The sequence below is a fragment of the Enterobacter soli ATCC BAA-2102 genome (assembly GCF_001654845.1).
Taxonomy (GTDB): Bacteria; Pseudomonadota; Gammaproteobacteria; order Enterobacterales; family Enterobacteriaceae; genus Enterobacter; species Enterobacter soli.
This window is the reverse complement of record NZ_LXES01000049.1, coordinates 39059-64034: the sequence shown is the minus strand read 5'-3', so window position 1 is coordinate 64034 and position 24976 is coordinate 39059. Positions and strand designations below refer to the sequence as shown.

General features: G+C 52.6%; 24 protein-coding genes and 2 pseudogenes. 11 read left to right on the top strand and 15 right to left on the bottom strand.

Going from position 1 to position 24976, the window contains the following annotated elements; genetic code table 11:
• Positions 1 to 46: 46 nt before the first annotated feature.
• Positions 47 to 1555, bottom strand: coding sequence for an anion permease (locus M987_RS19970; protein ID WP_014070880.1), 1509 nt, complete (start codon positions 1553 to 1555; stop codon positions 47 to 49).
• A gap of 611 nt (positions 1556 to 2166) precedes the next feature.
• Between M987_RS19970 and M987_RS19965 the strand changes: the two genes are divergently transcribed.
• Both M987_RS19965 and M987_RS19960 read left to right on the top strand, forming a co-directional pair.
• Positions 2167 to 4944, top strand: a complete 2778-nt coding sequence (locus tag M987_RS19965; protein ID WP_014070879.1) for a flavocytochrome c — start codon at positions 2167 to 2169, stop codon at positions 4942 to 4944.
• Positions 4945 to 5058: 114 nt separating this feature from the next.
• Entirely contained in the window at positions 5059 to 6021 is a 963-nt protein-coding gene (locus tag M987_RS19960) for an FAD:protein FMN transferase (RefSeq protein WP_014070878.1), read from the top strand.
• Here the strand turns inward: M987_RS19960 and dcuR are convergent.
• A complete protein-coding gene (gene dcuR, locus M987_RS19955; protein WP_014070877.1) occupies positions 6002 to 6721 on the bottom strand; it encodes a two-component system response regulator DcuR in 720 nt (239 codons plus the stop codon). The two genes, M987_RS19960 and dcuR, sit on opposite strands and share 20 nt — an antisense overlap.
• Positions 6718 to 8346 carry a sensor histidine kinase gene (locus tag M987_RS19950; RefSeq protein ID WP_014070876.1) on the bottom strand — a complete coding sequence of 543 codons (1629 nt, stop codon included), beginning with the start codon at positions 8344 to 8346 and terminating at the stop codon, positions 6718 to 6720. Before M987_RS19950 ends, dcuR begins: the two co-directional genes overlap by 4 nt.
• Positions 8347 to 8509: 163 nt before the next feature.
• Here M987_RS19950 and M987_RS19945 point away from each other — a divergent pair, with 163 nt between their 5' ends.
• A complete protein-coding gene (locus M987_RS19945) occupies positions 8510 to 9373 on the top strand; it encodes an N-acetylmuramic acid 6-phosphate etherase (RefSeq protein ID WP_014070875.1) in 864 nt (287 codons plus the stop codon).
• Positions 9374 to 9430: 57 nt separating this feature from the next.
• On the opposite strand, the gene ompC is transcribed toward M987_RS19945, so the two are convergent.
• On the bottom strand, positions 9431 to 10573 hold the full coding sequence (gene ompC / locus M987_RS19940; RefSeq protein WP_014070874.1) for a porin OmpC: 1143 nt from the start codon (positions 10571 to 10573) through the stop codon (positions 9431 to 9433).
• 633 nt (positions 10574 to 11206) lie between these two features.
• Here ompC and drpB point away from each other — a divergent pair.
• The 4 genes from drpB to M987_RS19920 all read left to right on the top strand — a co-directional run bounded on the left by drpB (position 11207) and on the right by M987_RS19920 (position 14178).
• The gene (gene drpB / locus M987_RS19935; protein WP_014070873.1) at positions 11207 to 11476 is read left to right on the top strand and encodes a cell division protein DrpB; all 270 of its coding nucleotides are present in this window, start codon (positions 11207 to 11209) and stop codon (positions 11474 to 11476) included.
• Between the two features lie 51 nt (positions 11477 to 11527).
• Positions 11528 to 12229, top strand: a complete 702-nt coding sequence (locus M987_RS19930) for a phosphohydrolase (protein WP_014070872.1) — start codon at positions 11528 to 11530, stop codon at positions 12227 to 12229.
• 61 nt (positions 12230 to 12290) lie between these two features.
• Complete coding sequence (locus M987_RS19925) at positions 12291 to 13706, top strand: DNA cytosine methyltransferase (protein ID WP_014070871.1); 1416 nt, start codon at positions 12291 to 12293, stop codon at positions 13704 to 13706.
• Positions 13687 to 14178 carry a very short patch repair endonuclease gene (locus M987_RS19920; protein ID WP_014070870.1) on the top strand — a complete coding sequence of 164 codons (492 nt, stop codon included), beginning with the start codon at positions 13687 to 13689 and terminating at the stop codon, positions 14176 to 14178. The genes M987_RS19925 and M987_RS19920 overlap by 20 nt, the downstream gene beginning before the upstream one ends.
• On the opposite strand, the gene yedA is transcribed toward M987_RS19920, so the two are convergent.
• Positions 14150 to 15064 (bottom strand): drug/metabolite exporter YedA, encoded by a 915-nt coding sequence (gene yedA, locus M987_RS19915; RefSeq protein WP_014070869.1) that lies wholly within the window; start codon positions 15062 to 15064, stop codon positions 14150 to 14152. The genes M987_RS19920 and yedA overlap by 29 nt on opposite strands.
• A gap of 175 nt (positions 15065 to 15239) precedes the next feature.
• Here yedA and M987_RS19910 point away from each other — a divergent pair, with 175 nt between their 5' ends.
• From M987_RS19910 to dgcQ, 3 genes and pseudogenes are all read left to right on the top strand, one after another.
• The gene (locus M987_RS19910; RefSeq protein ID WP_245551575.1) at positions 15240 to 16154 is read left to right on the top strand and encodes a DUF808 domain-containing protein; all 915 of its coding nucleotides are present in this window, start codon (positions 15240 to 15242) and stop codon (positions 16152 to 16154) included.
• Positions 16155 to 16232: 78 nt separating this feature from the next.
• A complete protein-coding gene (locus M987_RS19905; protein ID WP_014070867.1) occupies positions 16233 to 16415 on the top strand; it encodes a YodC family protein in 183 nt (60 codons plus the stop codon).
• A gap of 114 nt (positions 16416 to 16529) precedes the next feature.
• Positions 16530 to 18220 (top strand): annotated as a pseudogene (gene dgcQ, locus M987_RS19900) (cellulose biosynthesis regulator diguanylate cyclase DgcQ).
• Here dgcQ and M987_RS19895 read toward each other — a convergent pair.
• Positions 18217 to 19026 carry a mannosyl-3-phosphoglycerate phosphatase-related protein gene (locus M987_RS19895; RefSeq protein ID WP_014070865.1) on the bottom strand — a complete coding sequence of 270 codons (810 nt, stop codon included), beginning with the start codon at positions 19024 to 19026 and terminating at the stop codon, positions 18217 to 18219. The pseudogene dgcQ and the gene M987_RS19895 overlap by 4 nt on opposite strands.
• 302 nt (positions 19027 to 19328) lie before the next feature.
• Positions 19329 to 19541 carry a YodD family peroxide/acid resistance protein gene (gene yodD / locus M987_RS19890; protein ID WP_014070864.1) on the bottom strand — a complete coding sequence of 71 codons (213 nt, stop codon included), beginning with the start codon at positions 19539 to 19541 and terminating at the stop codon, positions 19329 to 19331.
• A gap of 127 nt (positions 19542 to 19668) precedes the next feature.
• Between yodD and dsrB the strand changes: the two genes are divergently transcribed.
• The gene (dsrB, locus tag M987_RS19885; RefSeq protein ID WP_014070863.1) at positions 19669 to 19857 is read left to right on the top strand and encodes a protein DsrB; all 189 of its coding nucleotides are present in this window, start codon (positions 19669 to 19671) and stop codon (positions 19855 to 19857) included.
• A 106-nt stretch (positions 19858 to 19963) separates the two neighbouring features.
• Here the strand turns inward: dsrB and rcsA are convergent, their stop codons facing one another.
• From rcsA to fliL, 8 genes and pseudogenes are all read right to left on the bottom strand, one after another.
• A complete protein-coding gene (gene rcsA / locus M987_RS19880) occupies positions 19964 to 20587 on the bottom strand; it encodes a transcriptional regulator RcsA (RefSeq protein ID WP_014070862.1) in 624 nt (207 codons plus the stop codon).
• 289 nt (positions 20588 to 20876) lie between these two features.
• Positions 20877 to 21669 (bottom strand): annotated as a pseudogene (fliR, locus tag M987_RS19875) (flagellar biosynthetic protein FliR); the annotation flags it as partial.
• Positions 21670 to 21676: 7 nt separating this feature from the next.
• On the bottom strand, positions 21677 to 21946 hold the full coding sequence (gene fliQ, locus M987_RS19870; RefSeq protein ID WP_014070860.1) for a flagellar biosynthesis protein FliQ: 270 nt from the start codon (positions 21944 to 21946) through the stop codon (positions 21677 to 21679).
• Positions 21947 to 21957: 11 nt separating this feature from the next.
• Complete coding sequence (gene fliP / locus M987_RS19865; protein ID WP_014070859.1) at positions 21958 to 22695, bottom strand: flagellar type III secretion system pore protein FliP; 738 nt, start codon at positions 22693 to 22695, stop codon at positions 21958 to 21960.
• Positions 22695 to 23069, bottom strand: a complete 375-nt coding sequence (gene fliO / locus M987_RS19860) for a flagellar biosynthetic protein FliO (RefSeq protein WP_014070858.1) — start codon at positions 23067 to 23069, stop codon at positions 22695 to 22697. Before fliO ends, fliP begins: the two co-directional genes overlap by 1 nt.
• A 2-nt stretch (positions 23070 to 23071) precedes the next feature.
• Positions 23072 to 23485 (bottom strand): flagellar motor switch protein FliN, encoded by a 414-nt coding sequence (gene fliN, locus M987_RS19855; protein ID WP_014070857.1) that lies wholly within the window; start codon positions 23483 to 23485, stop codon positions 23072 to 23074.
• A complete protein-coding gene (gene fliM / locus M987_RS19850) occupies positions 23482 to 24486 on the bottom strand; it encodes a flagellar motor switch protein FliM (protein WP_014070856.1) in 1005 nt (334 codons plus the stop codon). Before fliM ends, fliN begins: the two co-directional genes overlap by 4 nt.
• A gap of 4 nt (positions 24487 to 24490) precedes the next feature.
• A complete protein-coding gene (fliL, locus tag M987_RS19845) occupies positions 24491 to 24961 on the bottom strand; it encodes a flagellar basal body-associated protein FliL (protein ID WP_014070855.1) in 471 nt (156 codons plus the stop codon).
• Between the last annotated feature and the right edge of the window lie 15 nt (positions 24962 to 24976).

Genomic DNA, 24976 nt, shown 5'->3' with positions numbered 1-24976 from the left:
TCCACAAAAAATAAAACCGCCGGAGGATGAGTCCGGCGGTCAGAAATCAGAACATCATGGACATCCACGGATAACCAATCAGCAGCAGGGCCGCCAGGAAGATGGCACCGAAGATAGTGCCCAGGCGCCAGTAGTCTTTGGTTGGCAGGTAGCCACTACCGTAATAAATCGGGCTTGGGCCAGTACCGTATGGGGTGATGATCCCCATGATACCCAGCGAGGTCACCATCAGCAGGACAAACACTTCCATGTTCATGCCCGGAATAGTGGCGGCGATGGTCAGCATCGCTGGCAGCAGTGCCGTGGTGTGCGCGGTGGTGCTGGCAAACAGATAGTGCAGCAGGTAGAACGCCAGCAGCAGAACGATAGTCGCAACACCCGGAGAGATGCCGCTCATCAGCAGGCCACCTTCTTTCCCCAGCCAGCTGATAAAACCGGTAGAGGAAAGACCATCGGCCAGCGCAACCAGGGTGGCGAACCAGACGAAGGTGTTCCACGCGGCTTTGTTGCCGGTGATGTCATTCCATTCCAGTACGCCAGTCCACAGCATCAGGCCCACGATTAACAGAGCAGCCATTGCCGGTTCGATCCACGCGGCGGCGAAGATCCACATCAGCAGCGCACAGCACACGAACACCAGCAGCAGGATTTCATTGCGGGACAGTTTGCCCAGTTTTTCCAGTTCACGGCTTGCCCACAGCGGCACTTCGTCGTTCACTTTGACTTCGGGTGGGTAGAACCAGTAGGCCAGCAGCGGCATTACCAGTATCAACAGCACGCCCAGCGGCAGGAAGGCGATAAACCAGGTACCCCAGGAGATGTTAATCCCGACGATGCTTTTCACCAGCGCCAGCGCCAGCAGGTTAGGCGCCAGAGCAGAAAGGAACATAGAACTGGTGATACAGGCCGCGGTGATTGCTACCCACATCAGGTAGGAACCGATTTTACGCGCGCTTGGGTCGTTAGGTTTTGAACCATACAGCGGCGGCAGGTTAGCGATGATCGGGTAGATTGTCCCACCGCTACGTGCGGTGTTGGATGGCGTAAACGGTGCCAGCAGCAGATCCGCGAAGGTAATAGCGTAACCGAGCGTCAGGCTGCGACGGCCAAGATACTTCACCAGAATCAGCGCCAGACGGCGACCGAAGCGGGTTTTGTCGTAACCTGCCGCGAACATGAACGCACCGAAAATCAGCCAGACGGTAGAGTTACCGAAACCACTCACCGCCCATTTGAAGGAGGCGCCCGCCAGTTTGAATTTAGGGTCGGCCAGCTGTTCAGGGCTGAAAAGCACCCACTGGCTGCACAGGGCGATGGCCACAACACCGGTCAGGCCGATAACGGCGCCTGGCAGGGGTTCGAAGATTAACCCAACGATTACACCCACAAAGATAGCGAAGTAGTGCCATGCATAAGGAGGCAATCCTTCCGGCACAGGAACAAACAGAAGCAGTACGGCAACGATAATGGGCAGAGCCATCATCAGCAGACGTTTTGCGTTTCCGTCAGATGCCTTACTCGCCACCGGGGGCGTTACAGCAGTTTTTGTATTCATAGTTTCACGTCTTAAGTTGTCTAAAATTCGGTTTACACTGAAATGACAAATTCGCTTTCTTTAGTTTCTTTTCTTTTTTTAGTTATTAAAGGTGCGTTTTTGTAATTTCATTAATAACGACTCAACGCATTTCTGGATGCGTTAAATTAAAAAATGATGATGTTTATATATTGCGCCTTTGGATGCCAGATCTGTTGATCGCGATCAATAAAATAGAATCACGGGAGTATTTTTAATCTTTAATAAATAACCCTGTAGAGCTATGTGGATATTATTGGTTTTATTATTTAAATTGTTTCTTTTTGATAACATTTGGTAGGTCGGTATTTTTTTATATTATTGATTTTATTGAATTTTGTTGGGTTTGTTTAGGCGCTAACAGGTAAGTGAAAGGTTAACGGTGTTTAAATTATTGTGAATGAAGTAATTTATATTACTAACACCAATGTGTTATTAATGTTACCGAAGGGATTAAATAGTTATTTAACTAACGTAATAACTTTAGAAACTAAAAAAATCATTATATTAATATCATGACATCGGCATAAAAAATCGAAATAAAACTAAGCCCGATAACGAATTCTTAAATTTTAAAGTTTGGAGTTTCTATTATGAGTACTAACGAACGCATCCTAAGCCCTTTCACTCTGCCAAACGGTACTGAACTTAAAAACCGCTTATTAATGGCGCCGATGACAACCTGTACCGGCTATTACGACGGTACGGTGACCAGCGAGCTGGTGGAGTACTATCGGGCCCGCTCCGGCAGCATCGGTACCATCATTGTTGAATGCTGCTTTATCGACGATCTGGGGCTTGCCTTCCCGGGCGCTATCGGTATCGATAACGACGAAAAGATCGCAGGCCTGGCAAAAATCGCCGAGGCGATCAAATCCAAAGGCTCTAAAGCACTTCTTCAGATTTACCACGGCGGCCGTATGGTCGACCCAAAATTGATCGGCGGTCGCACACCGGTTGGGCCGAGCGCAGTAGCCGCACCGCGTGAAGGTGCCGCCACCCCGGTTGCCCTGACCACTGAAGAAGTGGAAGGCATGATCGGCAAGTTTGGTGAAGGCGTACGTCGTGCTATTCAGGCGGGTTTCGATGGTGTCGAAATCCACGGCGCAAATACTTACCTGATCCAGCAGTTCTACTCCCCGAACTCTAACCAGCGCACCGACGAGTGGGGCGGCAGCCGCGATAACCGCGCGAAGTTCCCGCTGGCGGTACTGGACATCACTCATAAAATGGTACGCCAGTACGCAGATGATGCGTTCATCATTGGCTACCGTTTCTCACCGGAAGAGATGGAAGTCCCTGGCATCCGTTTTGATGACACCATGTACCTGCTGGAAAAACTGGCGGCCCGTGGCGTAGATTATTTGCACTTCTCCGTGGGGGCAACGCTGCGCCCGTCAATAGTCGACACGCAAGACCCGACCCCGCTTATCGAAAAATACTGTGCAATGCGTTCCGATACCCTGGCGCAAATCCCTGTCATGGGCGTGGGCGGTGTGGTGAATGCCGCTGATGCCAACAAGGCGATAGACAGCGGTTACGATCTGATTGCCGTTGGCCGTGCAACCATCGCCTATCCTGACTGGACCGACCGCATTGCTGCCGGTGAGACCCTTGAGCTGTTTATGGACAGCACCCAACGCGAAGCGCTGAGCATTCCTGAACCGCTGTGGCGCTTCTCGCTGGTGGAAGCGATGATCCGCGATATGAGCATGGGCGAATCGAAATTCAAACCGGGCATCTTCGCTGAAAAAGTGCAGGACGATGTCAACGAACTGGTGATTAACGTCAGCCTCGAAACTGACCGCATTGCGGACATCGAACTGGCGTCTGGCCCGAGCCAGGACGTGGAATTTGTGACCAGTTTTGAAGAGATCCGTACCCGCATTCTGGATGCCAACACTCCGCACGTGGATGCCATCACCGGCGCCACCAGCCAGAGCGAAGCGGTGAAAAAAGCCGTTTCCAAAGCAATGCTGAAATCCAGCAAAGCCCTGGCAGCGGAAGAAGGGGCCGATCCAAACGAAACCAAATCTGTTGATGTGGTGGTTATCGGCAGTGGTGGCGCTGGCCTTGCGGCGGCGATTCAGGCGCATGACGAAGGCGCGAGCGTACTGATTGTCGAAAAAATGCCAACCATCGGCGGTAACACCATTAAAGCGTCTGCCGGGATGAATGCAGCCGAAACCCGCTTCCAGCGTGTGAAAGGCATTCAGGACAGCAAAGAGTTGTTCTACCAGGAAAGTCTCAAAGGCGGCGGCAACAAGAACAATCCGGAACTGCTGCGTCGCTTTGTGGAAAACGCGCCAGAGGCGATTGAATGGCTGGCAACCCGCGGCATCATGCTGACCGACATCACCACCACCGGTGGGATGAGCATTGACCGTACCCACCGTCCGAAAGATGGCTCCGCAGTGGGGGGATATCTGATCAGCGGCCTGGTCCGTAACGTCACCAAACGCAACATCGACGTAATGCTGGATACCTCCGTCAGTGACATCATTTTCGAAAACGGCGAAGTGACCGGTGTACGCCTGACAACCGAAGAGAATGAGACTGTCACTGTGGCAACCAAAAGCGTGATTGTCGCGACAGGTGGCTTCAGCGCCAACAGCCAGATGGTAGTGAAATACCGCCCTGACCTGGCCGGTTTCGTGACCACTAACCATAAAGGTGCAACTGGCGGCGGTATCGCGCTGCTGGAGCGTATCGGCGCGGGCACTGTTGATATGGGCGAAATTCAGATCCACCCAACCGTTGAGCAGAAAACCTCTTACCTGATTTCCGAGTCTATCCGCGGTGGCGGTGCGATTCTGGTGAACCAGCAGGGGAACCGCTTCTTCAATGAAATGGAGACCCGCGATAAAGTCTCAGCCCAGATTATTGCGCTACCTGAAAAATACGCATACATCGTCTTTGATGAGCATGTCCGTGCGAAAAACAAAGCGGCGGATGAGTATATCGCCAAAGGTTTCGTCACCAGTGCCAGCTCACCGAAAGCCCTGGCTGAAACCTTAGGAATGGATTATCACGCTTTCCTGGCAACGCTCGAGCGTTACAACGGCTTTGTTGAAAAACAGCATGATGATGACTTCGGTCGCACCACCGCACTGCGAGCGCCAATCAACGAAGGGCCATTCCATGCCATTCAAATTGCACCGGGCGTGCACCATACAATGGGTGGCGTAACCATCAACACCGAAACCTGTGTGCTGGATAACGACCACCAGGTCATCCCGGGGGCGTTCGCCGCAGGTGAAGTGGTTGGCGGTATCCACGGTGGTAACCGCATTGGCGGTAACGCAGTGGCAGATATCATTATTTTTGGTACGCTTGCCGGACATCAGGCAGCGATGCGTTCGAAAATGTAATGGCCTCATGCCCGGTAGCTCTGCGCTTACCGGGCATGAAACGTACAAATGGCACCTGACCCGTAGGCCGGATAAGCGTAGCGCATCCGGCATGTCAACCAAGGAGCCCTGTCCATGCCTTCTGCCAGTCGTGTCTACAGTTATTCCGCCGTGCTGATGGGTTCGCCCATCCTTCTGAAACTCTTTTCCCACGACGAGGCGCTTGCCTCCCGAGTTTTCCGTTTAATCAAACAGTATGAAGATTTACTCACCGTAAACCGCGCCCAATCTCAGGTGATGGATATTAACCATGCGGCCGGATGTCACCCGGTTACCGTCAGCCAGCCAGTATTCGAACTTATTCGCTGCGCAAAAGCCGCCAGCCTGTATCCGGGAAGTGCTTTTAATCTGGCGATCGGCCCGCTGGTGAAACGCTGGAAAATCGGTTTTAAGGGCGACACTGTGCCGCCCGCCGAGGACATTGCTTCACTGCTTTCGATAACCCGGCCCGAAGATGTCCTGCTAGATGAAGCCAACAGCAGCGTATTGCTGGCCAAAGCGGGAATGGAGATTGACCTGGGCGCCATCGCCAAAGGCTATATCGCCGACAGGGTGCGCGATTACCTGCGTAAAGAGGGCGCAGACCTTGGGCTGGTAAACCTGGGCGGCAACATCCAGACGCTGGGATCGCCGGAAGGCGGCTGGAGCGTGGGGCTGAAAAAACCGTTCGCTGCGGATGAACTGATTGGCACGATGGACGTGGAAAATATGTCCGTTGTCACTTCCGGTACCTATGAGCGTTACTTTGAGCAAGACGGTAAACGCTATCACCATATTCTTGACCCGCGCACCGGTTATCCGCTGGACAATGAGCTGGATAGCGTGACGATTGTTTCAAAGAACTCTATCGACGGTGATATCTGGACCACGCTGATGTTTGGCATGGGTGTTGAGAAGGGCTGTGCGGCGCTGCGTGCGCGGCCAGACATTGAAGCCATCTTCGTCACGAAAGCGAAAGAGGTGGTTTTCTCATCTTCACACCTCTTCCACTTTACGTTACTGGATAACGGTTACCGCGTTACTGACAGTACTGCCTGAGCAGGCCAATCTGTTCCGGCTGGAGCCGGTAGCGATACACCGGACGCCCCGTTGCGCCGTAGTGAATACTGGTGAACAGAATGGTGATTTGCGCCAGCCAGATAAGATATTTACGGCACGACACACGCGAAATATTCACCGCGTTTGCCAGGTCATCGGTTGAAAACTCCACATCCGGGTGTGCGTCGATCCACTGGCAAATAGTGCGCAGCGTCTGTGGGGTTAAACCTTTCGGCAGACGCTTGCTGTCTGCCAGCTCTGGCGCGCCGCCATGCAGCAGCCTGTCGACATCCGCCTGTTCATAATACTGGTGCGATCCCATCAGGCTGTGTTTCGCCTTCCAGCCGTTCAGCGCTTCTTCAAAACGCGGGAACTGGAACGGCTTAATGAGGTAATCCACCACGCCATAATGCATGGAGGTCTGGATCGTGACCGCATCAGACGCCGAAGAGATCATGATGACGTCAATCTGGCGGCCAGATGCGCGGATGACCGGCAGGAGGTCCAGCCCGTTATCCTGCTGCATGTAGACGTCCAGCAGCACCAGATCGATAGTCTGAGCCGGATTGTTAATATATGCCTCGGCCTGGTTGAGCGTGGAGGCGACGCCACAGCAGCTAAATCCCTCAACGCGGTTAACATACAGACGGTTGAGGTCGGCTACCATGGCATCATCATCGACAATTAATACATTTATCACGCGATATTCCTCTCGCTATCCCAGGGGATCTGAACAAAAAATTGGGTAAAAACGCCAGGTTCCGACTCGACGGTGATGTCTCCGCCAAGGTTGTGGATCTGCTGGCGAGCAAGGAACAGCCCAACGCCACGGTTTTCACCTTTTGTTGAGTAGCCTTTGTTAAAAATATCTTCCAGCCGTACAGGATCAATCCCGGGGCCGTCATCGCTCACTTCACAGCTGAGCCAGCCATTCTGATAGTGCAGCAGCAGGCTAATTTCGCCTTCACGCTGGCCCGTCATCGCATCCAGGGCATTTTCAATTAAATTACCGAGCACGGTAATGAGCACCGCGACCTGTTCTTCGTTGGTACAATCCGGCAACTGGCACTCATCGGCCAGGGTCAGGGTAAAACCGGCCTCTTTAGCGCGATTAATTTTGCCCAGCAAAAAGCCCGCGATCACCGGAGACTTAATCTTGCCCTGAATAGCGCCGATGTCGGTCTGGTAATTTTGCGCGGTCTGGATAATGTACTCTTCCAGTTTGTCGTAACGCTTCATGTGCAGCAAACCCAGGATAACATGCAGCTTATTCATAAACTCGTGGGTATGGGAACGCAGGGCATCGACATAGTTGACCATACCGTCAATGCGCTGCATCAACTGGCTGATTTCAGTCTTATCACGGAAAGTGCTGATGGCCCCAATCACCTGATTCTGGCTCTTAACGGGCACCATGTTACAGAGCAGCAAACGGCCGTTACAGCTGATCTCCTGATCCTGACGGGCAAGCCCGGTTTTCGACACTTCTCTCAAGCTTGTCAGCAGCGGGGAGTGGGGCGGTTCACCGGTGTTATCAGTGGCCTGGCCTGATGGCAGCAGCAAAATCTGCCGGGCTGCATGGTTAATCATCGTGACCCGGCCGTGTATGTCTACGGCAACCACTCCTTCACGCAAGGACTGCAACATCGCCTGACGCTGCTCAAACAGCGCGGAGATTTCATAAGGTTCAAGACCAAACAGGATGCGTTTCAGGACGCGGACCAGGCCCCAGATCCCAATAGAGCTCATCAGGATACTGAACAGGATGGTCCAGAGGGCATTTTGCCGCCCGCGGGTGATTTGCTCTTCAACTTTATTGAGTGAAATCCCCACCACGACCACGCCGATCTGCTCGTGCTGTGCATCATAGATCGGGGTAAACACGCGCAGCGCCTCTGCGAGTACACCCCGATTGACGGAGACATTCTCTTTTCCCTCCAGCGCCGGGGTCAGGTCATCCCCAATAAAATGCAGCCCTAAAAGCGCTTCGTTCGGGTGGGAGTAGCGAATTCCCCGCATATCGGTTACCACCGTGAACAGCAGATCGTTACGTTGCGTGACGGCCTGAGCGATGGGCTGAATGATATCGGCCTGCGGCGGTTGCATCAGTCCGCGCTTGACCTCCGGGCTGTCGGCCATCGTTCTGGCAATCCCCAGGGCGGTATCTTTAACATCATCGCGCGTTGCCCGGGTGATTTGCACGGAATAGAGCGCGAACACCACCAGCAGGACCGAGCCGATAATGGCGCAGACCATCAGGGTGACCAGCGTGTTCAGCTTCATGGGGCGCTTGCGCGTCGGGGAAAAAGGCTGCAAATCGCTCATCAACACTCCGCGATGAATAAGAAAGGGCTAATTATCGCCGATGACGCGCGTTTCTTAAAGCTATGTAAAACTTGCCTTTGCTCCTCTTTTCGTGAACCTCCTCGCATGTCATCCATATAAAACCCTTTATAGTGTGCGTGAACTCATAATAAGGAGGCTGTTTATGAGCACTATGCTTACCGGTTCAGTCAAGGAAAGACGGCATTCCAGCACGATTAACATTGATAGATTGTCCACGCTGGACATGCTGCAAGTCATTCACCAGGAAGACGCAAACATCTCCTCTGCCATTACCCCATTTTTAAACACCATTGCACGCGTGGTGGATAATGCTGCGGCAACCCTGAGCCATGGCGGCCGCCTGGTGATTGTGGGGGCGGGCCCTTCCGGGCGGATGGCCGAGCAGGCGGCGAAAGAGTATGCACCAGGCAAGCATCCCGTCATTGCCCTGACGGCGGGTGATTGTGCCGGAAGTTATGAGCGGGGTGTGGCCGATCTCCAGGCGATCAAATTTGGCGAGCACGATATGATGCTGGCCCTGACAGTCAGCGGTAAAACGCCGTGGGTGTGGGGAGCGATGCGCCACGCCTGGTCGCTGGGGTCGCCGCTGGCGGTTGTCACTAGCGATGCGCAAAGTGAAGCGGCGCAGCTGGCGAGCATGGTGATCGCACCGGAGCTGGGCGCTGATGTGGTGGCAGGTTTTAGCAATACCAAAGCTGGGATCGCCCAAAAAATGATCCTTAATATGGTCACCACCGGGCTGGCGGTTCGTAGCGGGCGTGTGTACAGCAATCTTCGGGTGGATCTTGAAGCCAGCAGTACCAAATGGGCAGAGCGGCAAATTGCGATAGTGATGGAAGCGGGGGGCTGTACCCGGGCGGTAGCGAAAGCCGCGCTGGAAAGCTGCAATCACAATTGTAAAACCGCCGTGTTGATGGTGCTGACCGGTCTGGATGCGTGGAACGCCCACGAACTGCTTTCACAGAATAACGGATTTATTCGGGTGGCCTTGCAGGAAGCGCCTTAGTCACTAAAGTGTGAGACAAAAAAGCCCGCAGAAGCGGGCTTTGGTGTTTTTAGGGGATTAGAACTGGTAGGTCATGCCGATACCAACGATGTCATCGGTAGAGATGCCGTAGTCTTCATACAGAGCTTCGTCCTGATCCAGCATGTTGATTTTATAATCAACATAAGTGGAGAAGTTTTTGTTGAAACTGTAGGTCATACCTAGGTCAATGTAGTTAACCAGATCCTGATTGAATCCCTTACCGTCCAGATCTTTACCTTTTGAGTAAACCCATGCCAGAGAAGGACGCAGACCGAAGTCGAACTGGTACTGCGCAACCGCTTCAAAGTTCTGAGTCTGGTTGGCGATGCCATAGTTACCGATTGGCGTCATGTTGCTGGTTTCAGCATACATCATTGCCAGGTAGATGCTGTTAGCATCGTATTTCGCACCAACGGTCCAGGCTTCTGCCTTTTCACCGCCAGCATAACCGGTTCTTTCTAAGCTTTTGCCGAATGCAACTTGCTTGTTGGTACGGTCAGAAGAAGAGTATGCCGCACCCAGGCTCAGGCCAGACAGAGCGCCAGAGAAGTCATAGGAGGTAGACATGCCGAAACCGTCACCATTCTGGAAACGCACATCGTTATGGCCGTTTTTGGTGCCTTCCTGATCTTCTGTTGCATCCTGACCTTCGTTAGCGCCCTGGTATTGCAACGCGAAGTTCAGACCGTCAACCAGACCGAAGAAATCAGCGTTACGGTAAGTTGCCAGACCGTTAGCACGGCCAACCATAAAGTTGTCGGTCCAGGTGTAAGAATCACCACCGAATACTGGCAGCATATCCGTCCAGGCTTCAACGTCATAGACAACGCCGTAGTTACGACCGTAATCAAATGAACCGTATTCACCATACTTCAGGCCAGCATACGCCAGACGGTTGAATGATTTATCACCCGCGCCTTCAGTATCATTTGCGTAGGTCTTATATTCCCACTGGCCATAACCAACCAGATCGTTAGTAATCTGGGTTTCGCCTTTGAAACCAACCTGCACGTAGGTTTCGTCGCCATCATCGCCTGGGTTATCGGAGAAGGTATGGCGGGCGTCAACCTTGCCGTATAAATCAACTTTGTTGCCATTTTTGTTATAAATCTCAGCCGCATTTGCTGCGCCTGCCATTAACATTGCGGGTACAAGAATTGCCAGAACTTTTCTTTTCATTATATATTCCCTATAAATATAATTTCTATGAATATACGTAATCACTCTCTGTAATTACGGGGTAAATACTATTCTATGTGATGCAGTATTTGTTCAAAAATAAATGTAATAAAATGATTATTTTTTATTTCAATATATTTCTACTTATCTCATTATTTTTCAGGCCTATAAATGCCAAGGAATGATAATTGTGATTTATGCTTTTTTTTCATGGCGTTGCTTGTATTTTAGAGGGTGGTTTTATTGATTTTGTAAATGAATGATGCGTACCTGGCCTCACTGGTATTTGTCAGGTTTATATAATTCCGTGGTTTCATTGACGGTTTTGGTGAAAAAATTATTCATATTAATGAAGGCTTGGGATGAGTGGGTAAATAACCTTTCCCCTGATGTTGTGTTGTTTTAGTGGAACCATGAAATGAACGCGAACGATATTAATGTCTTGATTAACACCATCGCTACGCATGGCGGCGGACACTACGGGGGCAAATTTGCCTGAGATCAACTTAACGCAAACTGACGTGCGGAAATCGTCGCCTGAGACAGCATTTAGTGACAAAATGTGATAAAAGTCACAAAAAAGAATGTGCGGTGTGAAAGTGGTAACACGGTTACCGTGAATCGGGGTTGAAAATGGAACAAAAAATCGATCGTAGCCTGGGAGGCAAACTGGCGCTGTGGGTGTTCTATGCATTTTGCGGATACTTCATGTGGGCCATGGTCCGCTATGTGTGGGTGGTCAGTAAAATTCCCGCCGTTTCCGGTTCCGTTGTGGAGGGCGATTTAGGGTCAACCAGCGGTAAATGGCTTGGTGCATTGCTGGGGTTTTTGGTTCTGGGTGCCGTTGGTCTGATTCTGGGTGGGATTGCCTGGTACACGCGTCCTCGTCATGACGGACAGTGATAGCCGTTGGGAAAGTTGCTATTGTAACCGTTTTGGCGACAGGACGTGATTATGGAACTTACGCAGTGGCAACACCGCTTCGAAAGCTGGCTTGAACAACACCATTCTAACGATGATACCGCACACGATATCTCGCATTTTCGCCGTGTCTGGATGACCGCGCAGAAGATGATGGTGGGCGAGGCGGCCGATCCGCTGGTGGTGCTCACCTCATGCTATTTCCATGACATTGTCAGCCTGCCCAAAAATCACCCTGAACGCAGCCAGTCTTCAGTGCTTGCTGCACGCAAAACTCGCCAGATCCTGAGTGACGATTTCCCCGATTTTCCGCCAGAGCGCTACAACGCCGTGGAGCACGCAATAGAGGCGCACAGCTTCAGCGCCGGGATCACGCCCCATACGCCAGAGGCCAAAATTGTCCAGGATGCGGACAGGCTTGAAGCGCTAGGCGCTATTGGTCTGGCGCGCGTTTTTGCCGTATCAGGGGCATTAGGCGTGCCATTGTTTGATGCCAATGATCCCTTTGCCGATTCACGTATGTTGAACGACAAAGCGTTTGCACTGGATCATTTCCAGACCAAACTGCTGCGTCTGCCCGACACCATGCAAACGGAAATCGGGCGCGAAATGGCGCGTCACAATGCTGATTACCTGATTCAGTTTATGGCGAAACTGAGTGCCGAATTACAGGGCGACTGCCTGGGCGTCGATAGCCAGGTGCAGAGCCGCTTCCGTCGCAGTTTGCAGTCCTGAACTGTGGTAATCTGTTTCCAGTCTTTATTGTCCGGTTAAAAGAATGCAGGAAAATCGATCAGTGACTGAACCCGCGCCAGCACAGGCGGTAAAATCTACGGTAGCTGTGCAGGCATTACTGCGTCAGTTGCTGGATATCTATGATGCTAAAACGCTGGCAAACCAGCTGGAGGCTTACGGTGAAAGCCACTGGAGCCCGGCAATACTGAAAAGACTGCTGACCAGCGAGCGGGCAGGGCATCGTCTGAGCGACGGCGAATATCGCTTTCTGCAAAATTTGCTTCCGCGCCCCCCGGCTGCCCACCCGAACTATGCTTTCCGCTTTATCGATCTCTTTGCCGGTATCGGCGGTATCCGGCACGGGTTTGAAGCCATTGGCGGGCAGTGTGTGTTTACCAGCGAATGGAACAAACATGCCGTGCGCACCTATAAAGCGAACTGGTACTGCGATCCTGCCAGCCATCAGTTTAATGCCGATATCCGTGAAGCGACCCTGAGCCATAAAGACGGGGTTAGTGATAAAGACGCTGCTGAGCATATTCGCCAAACCATTCCGGAACATGATGTGCTGCTGGCGGGCTTCCCGTGTCAGCCATTCTCTTTAGCCGGAGTGTCAAAGAAAAATGCGTTAGGCCGTGCCCACGGTTTTGCCTGCGACACTCAGGGCACGCTGTTTTTTGATGTGGCCCGTATTATTGATGCCCGTCGTCCGGCCATTTTTGTGCTGGAAAACGTGAAGAACTTAAAGAGTCACGATGGAGGAAAAACCTTCCGTATCATCATGCAAACTCTCGATGAGCTTGGTTACGATGTGGCAGATTCACAGGATATGGGCGCCGACGATCCGAAAATTATCGATGGCAAACATTTCCTGCCGCAGCATCGCGAGCGCATTGTGCTGGTGGGGTTCCGCCGCGACCTTAATCTGAAGGGGGATTTCACCCTGCGGGATATCCCGTCGCTCTATCCGGCGCGTCGTCCGACGGTTGCTGAGCTTCTGGAGCCTGCTGTGGATGCGAAGTTCATCCTGACGCCTGTGCTGTGGAAGTACCTCTATCGCTATGCCAAAAAGCACCAGGCCAAAGGCAATGGCTTCGGTTTTGGTATGGTTAACCCGAACGATCCGGGCAGCGTGACCCGGACTTTATCGGCCCGCTATTACAAAGATGGCGCAGAGATCCTGATCGACCGTGGCTGGGATAAAGTACTGGGCGAGAAGGATTTTGACGACCCGCAGAACCAGCGCCACCGCCCGCGCCGTTTAACCCCGCGCGAGTGCGCCCGTCTGATGGGTTTTGAAGCGCCGCTTGGGTATAACTTCCGCATTCCAGTGTCCGATACTCAGGCGTATCGTCAGTTTGGTAACTCGGTAGTGGTTCCGGCGTTTGCAGCGGTAGCGAAATTGCTGGCATCGCGTATCAGGCAAGCCGTTGCGCTCCGCGAGAGTGAGACCGCCAATGACGGATGTGCACAATAAGGCCACCCGCAGCAAAAACATGCGTGCTATCGGCACGCGTGATACCGCCATCGAAAAACGGCTGGTGGGGCTGCTGACTCAGGCAGGGTTTGATTTTCGGGTTCAGGATGCCGCACTTCCCGGGCGTCCTGATTTCGTTATTGATCTTTACCAGTGCATCATCTTTACCCACGGTTGTTTCTGGCATCACCATCACTGCTATCTGTTTAAAGTGCCTGCCACCCGCACCGATTTCTGGCTGGACAAGATTGGCAAAAATGTGGCGCGCGACACGCGGGATATCGCGATGCTTATCTCGCAAGGATGGCGGGTTTTGGTGGTGTGGGAATGTGCGTTACGCGGCAAGATGAAGCTGGATGATGCCGGGCTGACCGAGCGGCTGGAAGAGTGGATCTGCGGCGGCGGTCAGGCCGCGCAGATTGACACTCAGGGTATTCACCCTTTTACAGTTTATCCGCCTCACAAGGTGTGACCACCGGTTTTGCGGGCAACAAATACTTGCCTAAGGTCACCAGCACAACCGCCAGAATAATCACTCCTAACGCCAGCCATTCAACGGGCGACAGCGTCTCGCCAGCGAACCCCGTTCCCAGCAACACGGCAACCACCGGGTTGACGTAGGCATAACTGGTTGCCACGGCTGGTGAAACATTGCGGATCAGGAACATATACGCATTGATGGCGATGATGGAGCCAAACAACGCCAGATACCCTACCGCCAGGAAGCCTGATAAATCCGGCATTGCTGTCAGTTTTTCACCCGAGATCATGGAGGCGATAAACAACACAACACCTGCCGCGATCATCTCAATCGCGCCTGCCATCATGCCGGACGGCAATTCGATACGGGAGCCGTAAACGGAACCAAACGCCCAACTCATCGAGCCAATCAGGATAAGAATGGCCCCCCACGGATTCCCGCTCAGGTTGCCGCCGCTGTTAAGCAAAATAATTCCCGCAAGCCCGATACCAATGCCCATCCACTCCAGTTTACGGGTCCTGATACCGAAAAGCCGACTAAAGCACAGAGTAAACAGCGGCACTGTTGCCACGACGACCGCAGCGATGCCGGATGGCACATTCTGGTGTTCTGCCACGGTCACAAAACCATTACCCACGGCCAGCAACAGCACGCCAATCAGGGCGGCATTTAACATTGGGCGCAGTGGCGGAAGTTTATGTCCACGCAGCAATAAAAAAGCTGTCAGCAGCACGCCCGCCGAGAGGAAACGCGTACCTGCCATCATCAGCGGTGGCCAGCTTTCCACACCGATACGAATGACAAAATAGGTGGAACCCCAGATGATATACAGCGAAAAAAGCGCTCCAATGAGCGGTAACAGGTGCCGGAAACGCATAGTCCCTCACGACGGAATAAAAAGGTCGCTGATAGTAAACGTGAAAACTATCTCGCTGGCGAGCCCTTTAATTGTGTAGTTGATGTGAATTTTTTGTTGACTTGAGGTGCCTGTTTCAGGGTTTTCGCTTTTGCTCCATACTATTCACTTAATTACCAAAAAAAGAAGGATAGAGATTTTGGCAGGAAGTAGCTTGTTAACATTGCTGGACGATATTGCCACCTTGCTGGATGACATTTCGGTCATGGGAAAACTGGCGGCAAAAAAGACCGCTGGCGTCCTGGGGGATGATTTATCGCTGAATGCCCAGCAGGTGACCGGGGTGCGGGCAAACCGGGAATTACCGGTTGTCTGGGGCGTGGCAAAGGGTTCTTTTATTAACAAAGTGATCCTGGTGCCGCTGGCACTGCTGATCAGTGCATTTATTCCGTGGGCCATTACGCCGCTGCTGATGGTGGGGGGCGCGTTTCTCTGTTTTGAGGGCGTGGAAAAAGTCCTGCATTCATTTGCGTCACGAAAAGAAAATGAGACGCCACAGGCGCGCCAGCAACGTCTGGAGGCGCTTGCCGCTCAGGACCCAACGGCTTTCGAGCGCGATAAGATCAAAGGCGCCATTCGCACTGACTTTATTCTTTCGGCGGAAATTGTGGCGATTACGCTCGGGATTGTCTCTGAGTCACCGTTGCTTAACCAGGTGTTGATCCTCTCCGGTATCGCCATTCTGGTGACCGTGGGGGTTTACGGCCTGGTGGGCGTTATCGTCAAACTGGACGATATGGGTTACTGGCTGGCCGAGAAATCGAGTGTCATTGCCCAGGCTATTGGCAAAGGGCTGCTGGTGCTGGCGCCGTGGCTGATGAAAATATTGTCTGTGGTGGGCACCCTGGCGATGTTCCTTGTGGGGGGCGGGATTGTGGTACACGGTATTGCGCCGCTTCACCACGCGATTGAACATTTTGCTTCGGCTCAGGGAGCCATTGCGGCGGCGGTTGTGCCAACCCTGTTAAATCTGGTACTGGGATTTATCATCGGTGGCGTGGTCGTCGCGGCGGTAAAACTGGTCGAAAAGATGCGTGGAACGTCGCACTAATTGTTACCTTCTTAAGGATGCAAAAAGGCCATTCCTCGTCTAAATTGAAACAGTTTCACCCTGATACAGGAGGCAGGTATGGTCTTTTTGGTCAGTGATGAAGTTAAGCCCAAGAATGGCGGTCCACGCATGATTGTCACCGGGTATTCCAGCGGAATGGTGGAGTGTCGGTGGCATGATGGTTACGGCATCAAGCGGGAGGCTTTTCGTGAGGACGAGCTATTGCCAGGTGAAGGCCGGCAAAAGCGCGACAAGGCTTAATCACGTAACGCCCGGCCTCGCCGGGCGTTTTTACAGATAAGCAGGTTAATCGTACTGCATGTTTCTGCGCCAGGGTTGGGGCGGAGGCTGTAGGGTGGCAATCAGGGAGTGTGTGTGCAGCGCGATACCTATGTGGTGAAACGAACCTTTCTGCAATGGCTGCATAAACGCAGCAATCCCCGCTTGATTGTTAATCTCTCTGTTTTCTGGTGGTATTAGTCTTTTCCACGCTCCTCACCTGGCGTGAAGTGGTCGTGCTTGAGGGAGCGTATATCTCCAGCCAGCGCAACCACCTGGAAACGGTCGCCACGGCGCTGGACAGACAGTTGCAGTTCAGCGTGGATAAACTGCTTTTTTTCCGCCACAGTATGCGTGATGCGCTCCATGTTCCACTGGCTTTCGGCGTATTACAAGATGCCGTTCAGCGTTTCGAAGGCCTGCGTAACATCCCATCCTGGCAACTCGCGGTTGATAAAGACCGCACGCTACCGATAAACGGCGTGTCGGATGCGTTTGTAGAGAAAACCACGTTGCTGAATCGCGATGACGATCTGTTGAATAACGAACTGTCTGCCGCGCTTGAAGTGGGGTATTTGCTGCGTCTTGGCACCTCGGCGACACGTAAAGAAGAGCGGATTGTGTATGTATCACGTGCCGGGTTCTACCTTTCAACAGACACCACTTCCCGGACGGAAGATATCGTTCCTCGCTATTATCAGCTGGTGACGCAGCCGTGGTTTGTTCTGCAATCTGAGCGTGAAAATCGCGCGCGTGGAGTCCGTTGGTTTATCTCGTCCCCGTCAACCTGGAGCAACGGTGAGAAAGCGATTACCGCCAGCGTGCCTATCTATTACGACCATTACTGGTACGGCGTTGTGGCGATGGATTTTGCCCTAAACACCATGAAACGTCTCCTGATGGATGCAACGTCCGATCACACGGAAGGGGAGTACCAGCTTTACGATACCCGACTCAACCTGATTGCCTCTTCAGAGCCCACCGCGGGCCTCATTAACCGTTTTGACGAACGTGAACTGGCGCAGATAGCTTATGATATTGAAAGCGATACTGAGGGCGGTGTCCGACTGGGTAGTCGCTTTGTTAGCTGGGAAAGGCTGGATCACTTTGATGGTGTTGTCCTGCGCGTTCATACGCTGCATGACGGCGTACGGGGTGATTTCGGCAGCATCAGTATCGTTCTGGCGTTGCTGTGGGCACTCTTTACCGCCATGCTGCTGATCTCCTGGCTGGTGATCCGCCGCATGGTCAGTAACATGTATGCGCTCCAGCACACGTTGCAGTGGCAGGCGTGGCACGACCCATTAACCCGTCTGAACAATCGCGGCGCACTCTTCGAACGCGCCAAAAAACTGGCGAAAAGCTGTGCGCAACAGTCGCTGCCGTTCTCGGTTATCCAGATCGATCTCGATCATTTCAAGAGCATTAATGACCGCTTCGGCCATCAGGCCGGTGACCGGGTGCTGTCGCATTCTGCGGGCCTGATTGCCAGCGCGCTTCGTACCAACGATGTTGCCGGGCGCGTGGGCGGCGAGGAGTTTTGCGTGGTACTGCCCGGTATTGCTCTGGAAGAAGCGGGCGAGATAGCAGAACGCATTCGCTCACGCATCAACAGCAAAGAGATCCTGGTGAAAAAAAGCACCACTGTACGGGTCAGCGCATCGCTTGGCGTAAGCTGCGCGCAGGAGAAAGGCAATTACGACTTCGAGCAACTCCAGTCTATCGCGGATGCCCGGTTGTATCGGGCAAAACAGCTCGGGCGTAATCAGGTGGTGTGCGACGATTAGGACAAGAAGTGATCCAGCCCCTCGTGCCAGCCAGCTGGCCCGGGGAGCCTGGTGTGATACACCCGGACGGGATTATCGTCCTTAAGCTGTATTCCCTGGCGGTTGATACCTTTGACCACCACGGCGAAGTCAACGCTGTCCAGAAGCGGGGCGTCATTGGGGCCATCGCCCAGCCCCAGCGTGGTGGGGGTGATACCTTCAAGCGCGCGGTATTGTTCAATTAACCAGCTTACCGCCCGATCTTTCCCTTCACGCGCATCCAGTATGTGCCAGAAGCGGGCGCCCTGAACGAACTTTAGCCCCTGATGGGCGAGATCGTCTTCAAAGCGTGCCATCTGTTCATCGCTGTCGCGCCAGATAAGCGTAACGGAAGCTTCATGCCGGCGCGCCAGCGCCGCACGGGCACGACTCAGTCCCGTCCACTCGCTGACTACGCGCTCGTCAACATCGTCAAAGGTGGTGAATTTGTAGCCCTCTTGCTGGCGGATCTGTTCGATGAAGTGGCGAATGTTACTGTGCGATATACCTTTGATCAGCCTGGGGGCCGCCGGGTGGGCTTCCCAGCGTACATCCAGCTGGATCACCGCGCCGTTTTCAGCAATGAACGGTAATCCTTCAAGCCCCAGATCCTGCTGGATAGCAATCACTTCCGCTGCCGTCTTGCTGCTACAGAGAATCACCGGGATCTGATAGTCCTGGAGCCGGTCCAGCCAGGGCATCGCGGGTTGCCAGTCGTACGTATGGATGTCCAGCAGCGTACCGTCGAGGTCAGTAAAAACCAGCAGGGTGTCCTGTAGTGAAGGCATAACAACTCCTGATAAAGGATTAGCAATTCTATTAAGAATATTCCTAAAAAAGAGCAAGGCGTCGAACGGTTTTGTTATGGAACCGATACCGTTAAACCCGCTGACAGCGCATGTTGGTACACATAACTAAAACGCACATTCTTACTAAGTTATATTTATATAGAGAATATTTCCTTGTCATACAAAATTGTTGGGGATAGTGTGGATGGCACATCAGATTTCCTGGTGTAACGAATTTTCAAGTGCTTCTTGCATAAGCAAGTTTCATCCCGGTCATCCCCATGACCGGGATTTTTTTCGCGCTAACGATTTATTTCCGTCACGCTAAAGTCGTGAATATCAAGCTCAAAGGCTTCGGCCAGCTCGCGATAGGTATGGTAATCCCGCCCGTTTACCATGACTCGCGTGGGGTCATCTTCCCGCCGGCGAACTTCACTCTCACTGATTTCATTAATGGCGGCGAGCAGGGCATCGACATTCACATCGATATCGCTCTTCTCATTTCCGGTCTTCATTACTTACACCTCATTCAACCCGTCCACTCTTAAGTATAGACCGCACACAAAAACGCCATTCACGCCAGGTGCCGATGTCAGTTAATGAGATTTGTTCTACACTGGCTCAAAACCACAGGAGGAATGTATGAAGGTCAACGATCGGGTAACCGTCAAAACGGACGGTGGGCCGCGCCGCCCAGGCGTGGTGCTGGCAATAGAAGAGTTCAATGAAGGCACAATGTACCTGGTGTCACTGGAAGACTACCCGCTCGGTATCTGGTTCTTCAACGAACTGGGGCACCCGGATGGGATCTTTGTGGAAACGGCAGACTAATCACGCGTCGGGCGGCAATCTGCGTGCCCGACATTTGGCTACACCCATGCAAAAATCTCTGGCCAGGCCAGAGATCACAGGTAGAGTACAAAAGGTAAAAAGCGGGTTAGCGCATGTTGACGAAAATACCGTTCGTCACATTATCGGTCAGGCGGACGACGTGGTAGATCACTTGCTTATTATGCGTTTTAATTTTCCTTTTAATATTTCCTTTATGTGACGATACCGTTTTTGCTTTGATATTCATTTGGTCAGAAATCTGAATTGTCCCTTGCCCAGCCATCCACATTTTTAACATGCTTGATTCAGTTCTGCTTAATGATAGGGTCGGTAAGTTAACCGCTCCTACATTCTTAACTTCTTTATTCAAATAATCGCCCAGAATGTCATCCAGCGACTCTGGTTTAATCGACTTAGAACTGATCAATAAATTGTTTCGGACTAACAAATATTCATCGAAATGGATATTTGCGATCGCCATAAAAACAATAAACAGCGTTTTAGGATGCTGATTAATGATTTGCTTTATTTGCTGACTGTTGGCTGGATCGTGAATGAAACAGTCCTCATTAATAAACACCACGCCTGGCTTGAGTTCGTCACAAGCGGCTGCAAGTTCGTCAACGGTGTGTGCATCGTTGATTTCCCTCTTTCTTACCCCTCTGCTTGCCAGGTACCCGGTTAACCCTAGCCGGGTGTAACTGCATAAATCCATAATGATCGTTGACATGGCATACCCTCACTCAATGCGTAACGATAATTCACCATCTGCCTGAGAGCTCATAAACAGCCATACGGGATGGAAAAACATAATAAAACCTGTGAGCATGACAAAGACTTTCAGGCGAACTCACTATCCCGTAAAGTTACGTATAATTTGCCAGGAATCATCTTAAAGTAAAGTAAATATTAAGTATTGTGAGGTGGTTAGAAACAATTAAACCGCGTCAGATATATCCTGGAAGATGTTTTACAGGTTTTATTTTAGGAATATCCTCAGAAAGACAATGTAGACATTGCGGGTTATTATTTACGAGGCAGTTCACTGACAATATCCGCTAACAGGTTGAATATCTCGCTGAATAAATGTTCACAGAACGGAGCGATAAGTGGCATGAGTAATGACATTAATAAAATACCGACCGTCAGCGTCACCGGAAAACCGATGACAAATACCGATAACTGCGGTGCCATTCTGTTCAGTAACCCTAAAGAGAGGTTAACCGTGAGCAGCAACGTAATGATCGGCAGCGCCAGCATCAGCCCGTTCAGGAAAATAAGCCCGGCGGCGCGCGTCAGCGCCAGGAACGCATTACTGTTGACCGGCGACTCGCCAATCGGCAGCGTGTGGAAGGTATCCACCAGCATCGAGATCAACCACAAATGCCCGTTGAACGACAGAAACAACAGCATTGCCAGCAGGTCGATGATACGGGCCAGCACCGGCATGTTCAGGTGACTACCCGGGTCAACAAAGGTCGCGAAGGATAAGCCCATTTGCAGGCCAATCAGCTCGCCCGCAGTACGTACCGCCGCAAACGCAAGCTGCATGGTAAAACCGACGGCCACGCCAATCATCACCTGCTGCATGGCAACCCACAGCGCATTTGCCGACACAATAGGGATATTCACTGGCGGAAGCGAAGGGGCCACAATGATGGTAATGATGATGCCCAGCCCCACTTTGACCCGCTTGGGGACAGACTTTTCGCTAAGAATGGGGGCCGTTGAGATAAGCGCCATGATGCGAAGCATTGGCCAGAAGTAGACTCCCAGCCACTGAACCCACTGATCGCTTGTGATGTGCAGCATCGTGATATCAGCCGATGATATACGGCAGATTGGTAAACAAGTTACGCATGTAATCCAGCAGCAAATTCAGCATCCACGGCCCGGCAACGATCATCGCCACGAAAACCGCGATGATTTTCGGGATGAACGACAGCGTCATTTCGTTAATCTGGGTGGCGGCCTGCAAAATACTGATGATAAGACCCGTCACCAGCGAAACAAGCAACAGTGGAGCGGCAACGGCAATCGCGACTTTCATCGCCTCCGTGCCCATCATCATGACCGATTCTGGCGTCATTGCGGCGTACCTTAACTGTAGAAACTCTGTGCCAGCGAGCTGACCAGCAATTGCCAGCCATCAACCAGCACAAAGAGCATGATCTTAAAGGGCAGGGCAATGGTTGCCGGTGGCACCATCATCATACCGAGCGCCATCAGCACGCTCGCGATCACCAGGTCGATAATCAGGAACGGAATAAAGATGGTAAAACCAATCTGGAACGCGGTTTTCAGTTCGCTGGTGACGTAGGCCGGCAGCAGAATGCGCATCGGCACGGCTTCCGGCCCCTGCAATTCACCGGTGTTCGCCAGGCGGGCAAACAAGGCCAGATCTGCTTCACGGGTCTGACGCAGCATAAATTCACGCAGCGGCTGTGCGCCTTTCTCCAGCGCATCCTGCATCGAAATCTTGTCTTCGCTGAAAGGCTGATAGGCGTCGGTATAAATCTTGTCGATAACCGGTGACATAATAAAAAAGGTCAAAAACAGGGCTAAGCCCAGCAGCACCTGGTTAGGCGGTGCGGATGGCGTACCGAGAGCATTTCGCAGCAGGCCAAAGACGATGATGATGCGGGTAAAGCTGGTCATCATCAGCAGGATGGCCGGGATAAAGGTCAGCGAGGTGATGAACACCAGCGTCTGAACCGGAAGCGACCAGCTTTGACCGCCACCGGCGAGCGGGGTGGAGACAAGACCAGGTAGTTGCGCGTAAACGGAAGGTGCAAACAGGGCAATGCCCGCAAGCGTAAGGGATAACAAACGGCGCATCAGGATCTCCCGGAACGCTTAAGCAAACTCTTCATGACGGACTGAAAATCCGCTGGGGTCTCTGCATTCGCCTCGGCCGTCACCGGCGCAGGCGGCAGTTTATGCAATACATTGATGTTTGAAGCGGTTACGCCCAGCACCAGCCGCGCGTCTTCAACATCGACAATGACCACGCGTTCGCGTGGCCCAAGCGTGGTGCTGGCGCTGACCTTAAGGCCGCGCCCGGCGGCGGTTTTACCCGCCACACCAAAGCGTTTCGCAATCCAGGCGATAATAAGAATAAAGGCAATAATACCAAACAGCGCACCGCTCACCTGGAGCAGGGGCGAACCGGGTACGGCTGAGGGCTGCGATACTGTTGCCTCGGTTTTCATTCTTAACGGCTCAGACGACGCATACGTTCAGACGGAGTAATGATGTCGGTGATACGCACGCCGTATTTATCGGCCACCACCACAACTTCACCCTGGGCAATCAGATAACCGTTGATCAGAATATCCAGCGGCTCACCGGCCAGACCGTCCAGCGCCACCACGGAACCCTGCGTCAGGCGCAGCAGCTCTTTAATGGTCATGCGGGTACGACCCAGTTCCACGGTCAGCTTGACCGGAATATCCATAATCAGGTCGATATCCTGCAATGTGCCGCTGACATCGCCGCCGCCTAACTGCTGGAATACCGCATCCGCCGTGCTTTTCGCCGGAGTGGATTGTTGCTCGTTTAACGCGTCAGCCCACAGATCGTCCAGTGCTCCGCTGTTTTCATCGGACGGATTGTTCATGTCACTCATTTGGGCTGTTCCTCATTCAGCGAATTCAATATCGGGTTGATCAAGTGTTCAACGCGTAATGCATACTGGCCGTTTACCGTGCCGTACTGGCTTGTCAGCACAGGCACGCCATCAACATGGGCAATAATGCGATCGGGTTTTTCTATCGGCAGAACGTCGCCGGGTTGTAATTTCAGGATCTGGGATAACCGCAGCGGGATATCGGCAAAACTCGCGATCAGCTCAAGCTGCGAGTGCTGAACCTGGCGCACCAGGTTTTCACGCCAGTTCTGATCTTCGTTACGCGAGTTCTCAAGCGGCGGGTTCACCAGCAGCTCGCGCAGCGGCTCAATCATGCTGAACGGCAGGCAGATGTTAAATTCACCGGTCAGGTTGCCGATCTCGACATGGAACGGCGTGTTGACGACGATATCGTTCGGCGAGGTGGTGATATTGGTAAATTTCACCTGCATCTCGGAACGCACGTACTCCACGTCCAGCGGGTTAATCGCTTTCCACGCGTCGCTATAGGACTCCAGCGCCAGCTTCAGCATTCGGTTAATAACGCGCTGCTCGGTGTGGGTAAACTCACGCCCCTCAACTTTCGTCGGGAAACGGCCATCGCCACCAAACAGGTTATCGACCGCAATGAAGACCAGACTTGGCGAGAACACAACCAGCCCGGTGCCGCGCAGCGGTTTCAGATGAATAAGGTTAAGGTTGGTCGGCACCGGCAGGTTGCGGGCAAACTCATGATACGGCTGAATGCGGATCGCACCGACGGTGATATCCGGGCTACGACGCAGCAGGTTAAACAGCCCCATACGGAACTGACGTGCAAAACGTTCGTTGATGATCTCCAGCGCCTGAAGACGCTCGCGTACCACGCGACGCTGGGTATTCGGGTCATAGGGACGAATATTGTCATCGCCACTCAGACCCGGTTGCGGATCATCACTCTTATCGCTGTCGCCGTTAAGCAACGCATCGATTTCTGCCTGAGAAAGAATACTGTCGCCCATGTCGTTACCGCAGTATGAAGGCTGTATACAGAACGTCAGTGACTTCCTGCTTAGGTTGACCATTTACCAGCGGCGTGGCCAGCGTTTGTTTAATGGCATCGACCAGCTTCTGCTTACCGTCATCGGTGGCAAGCGTGGAAGCATCCTGACGAGAGAACAGCAGCAGAAGACGGCTACGCACTTCAGGAAGGTAATCGTTCAGACGAGAACGGGTGGCTTCGTCTTTCAGGCGCAGCGTGATGCCAACATAAAGCACACGATCCGCATCACCCAGGTTAACGGTGAAGGTATCCAGTGGGAAGAATACCGGCGCCGGTGGTGGTGGCGGTTCGGCCTTGGCCGTAGCAGAGGATGGTTCCTGCTGCATACGCCAGTAACTATAGCCCGCGGTAGCGCAGGCGGCGAGCGTGATCAACACCAGCAGCGGGATCCAGATGGAACGCTTACTTTTTTTGGTGATAGCGGAGTCAGTCATCTGATACGAGCTTCC

Excerpts from the sequence above, each read along its gene's own strand:
- M987_RS19970 (WP_014070880.1), bottom strand. The coding sequence starts at position 1,555 with ATGAATACAAAAACTGCTGTAACGCCCCCGGTGGCGAGTAAGGCATCT.
- M987_RS19965 (WP_014070879.1), top strand. The coding sequence starts at position 2,167 with ATGAGTACTAACGAACGCATCCTAAGCCCTTTCACTCTGCCAAACGGT.
- M987_RS19960 (WP_014070878.1), top strand. The coding sequence starts at position 5,059 with ATGCCTTCTGCCAGTCGTGTCTACAGTTATTCCGCCGTGCTGATGGGT.
- M987_RS19950 (WP_014070876.1), bottom strand. The coding sequence starts at position 8,346 with ATGAGCGATTTGCAGCCTTTTTCCCCGACGCGCAAGCGCCCCATGAAG.
- M987_RS19945 (WP_014070875.1), top strand. The coding sequence starts at position 8,510 with ATGAGCACTATGCTTACCGGTTCAGTCAAGGAAAGACGGCATTCCAGC.
- ompC (WP_014070874.1), bottom strand. The coding sequence starts at position 10,573 with ATGAAAAGAAAAGTTCTGGCAATTCTTGTACCCGCAATGTTAATGGCA.
- drpB (WP_014070873.1), top strand. The coding sequence starts at position 11,207 with ATGGAACAAAAAATCGATCGTAGCCTGGGAGGCAAACTGGCGCTGTGG.
- M987_RS19930 (WP_014070872.1), top strand. The coding sequence starts at position 11,528 with ATGGAACTTACGCAGTGGCAACACCGCTTCGAAAGCTGGCTTGAACAA.
- M987_RS19920 (WP_014070870.1), top strand. The coding sequence starts at position 13,687 with ATGACGGATGTGCACAATAAGGCCACCCGCAGCAAAAACATGCGTGCT.
- yedA (WP_014070869.1), bottom strand. The coding sequence starts at position 15,064 with ATGCGTTTCCGGCACCTGTTACCGCTCATTGGAGCGCTTTTTTCGCTG.
- M987_RS19905 (WP_014070867.1), top strand. The coding sequence starts at position 16,233 with ATGGTCTTTTTGGTCAGTGATGAAGTTAAGCCCAAGAATGGCGGTCCA.
- M987_RS19895 (WP_014070865.1), bottom strand. The coding sequence starts at position 19,026 with ATGCCTTCACTACAGGACACCCTGCTGGTTTTTACTGACCTCGACGGT.
- yodD (WP_014070864.1), bottom strand. The coding sequence starts at position 19,541 with ATGAAGACCGGAAATGAGAAGAGCGATATCGATGTGAATGTCGATGCC.
- dsrB (WP_014070863.1), top strand. The coding sequence starts at position 19,669 with ATGAAGGTCAACGATCGGGTAACCGTCAAAACGGACGGTGGGCCGCGC.
- rcsA (WP_014070862.1), bottom strand. The coding sequence starts at position 20,587 with ATGTCAACGATCATTATGGATTTATGCAGTTACACCCGGCTAGGGTTA.
- fliQ (WP_014070860.1), bottom strand. The coding sequence starts at position 21,946 with ATGACGCCAGAATCGGTCATGATGATGGGCACGGAGGCGATGAAAGTC.
- fliP (WP_014070859.1), bottom strand. The coding sequence starts at position 22,695 with ATGCGCCGTTTGTTATCCCTTACGCTTGCGGGCATTGCCCTGTTTGCA.
- fliO (WP_014070858.1), bottom strand. The coding sequence starts at position 23,069 with ATGAAAACCGAGGCAACAGTATCGCAGCCCTCAGCCGTACCCGGTTCG.
- fliN (WP_014070857.1), bottom strand. The coding sequence starts at position 23,485 with ATGAGTGACATGAACAATCCGTCCGATGAAAACAGCGGAGCACTGGAC.
- fliM (WP_014070856.1), bottom strand. The coding sequence starts at position 24,486 with ATGGGCGACAGTATTCTTTCTCAGGCAGAAATCGATGCGTTGCTTAAC.
- fliL (WP_014070855.1), bottom strand. The coding sequence starts at position 24,961 with ATGACTGACTCCGCTATCACCAAAAAAAGTAAGCGTTCCATCTGGATC.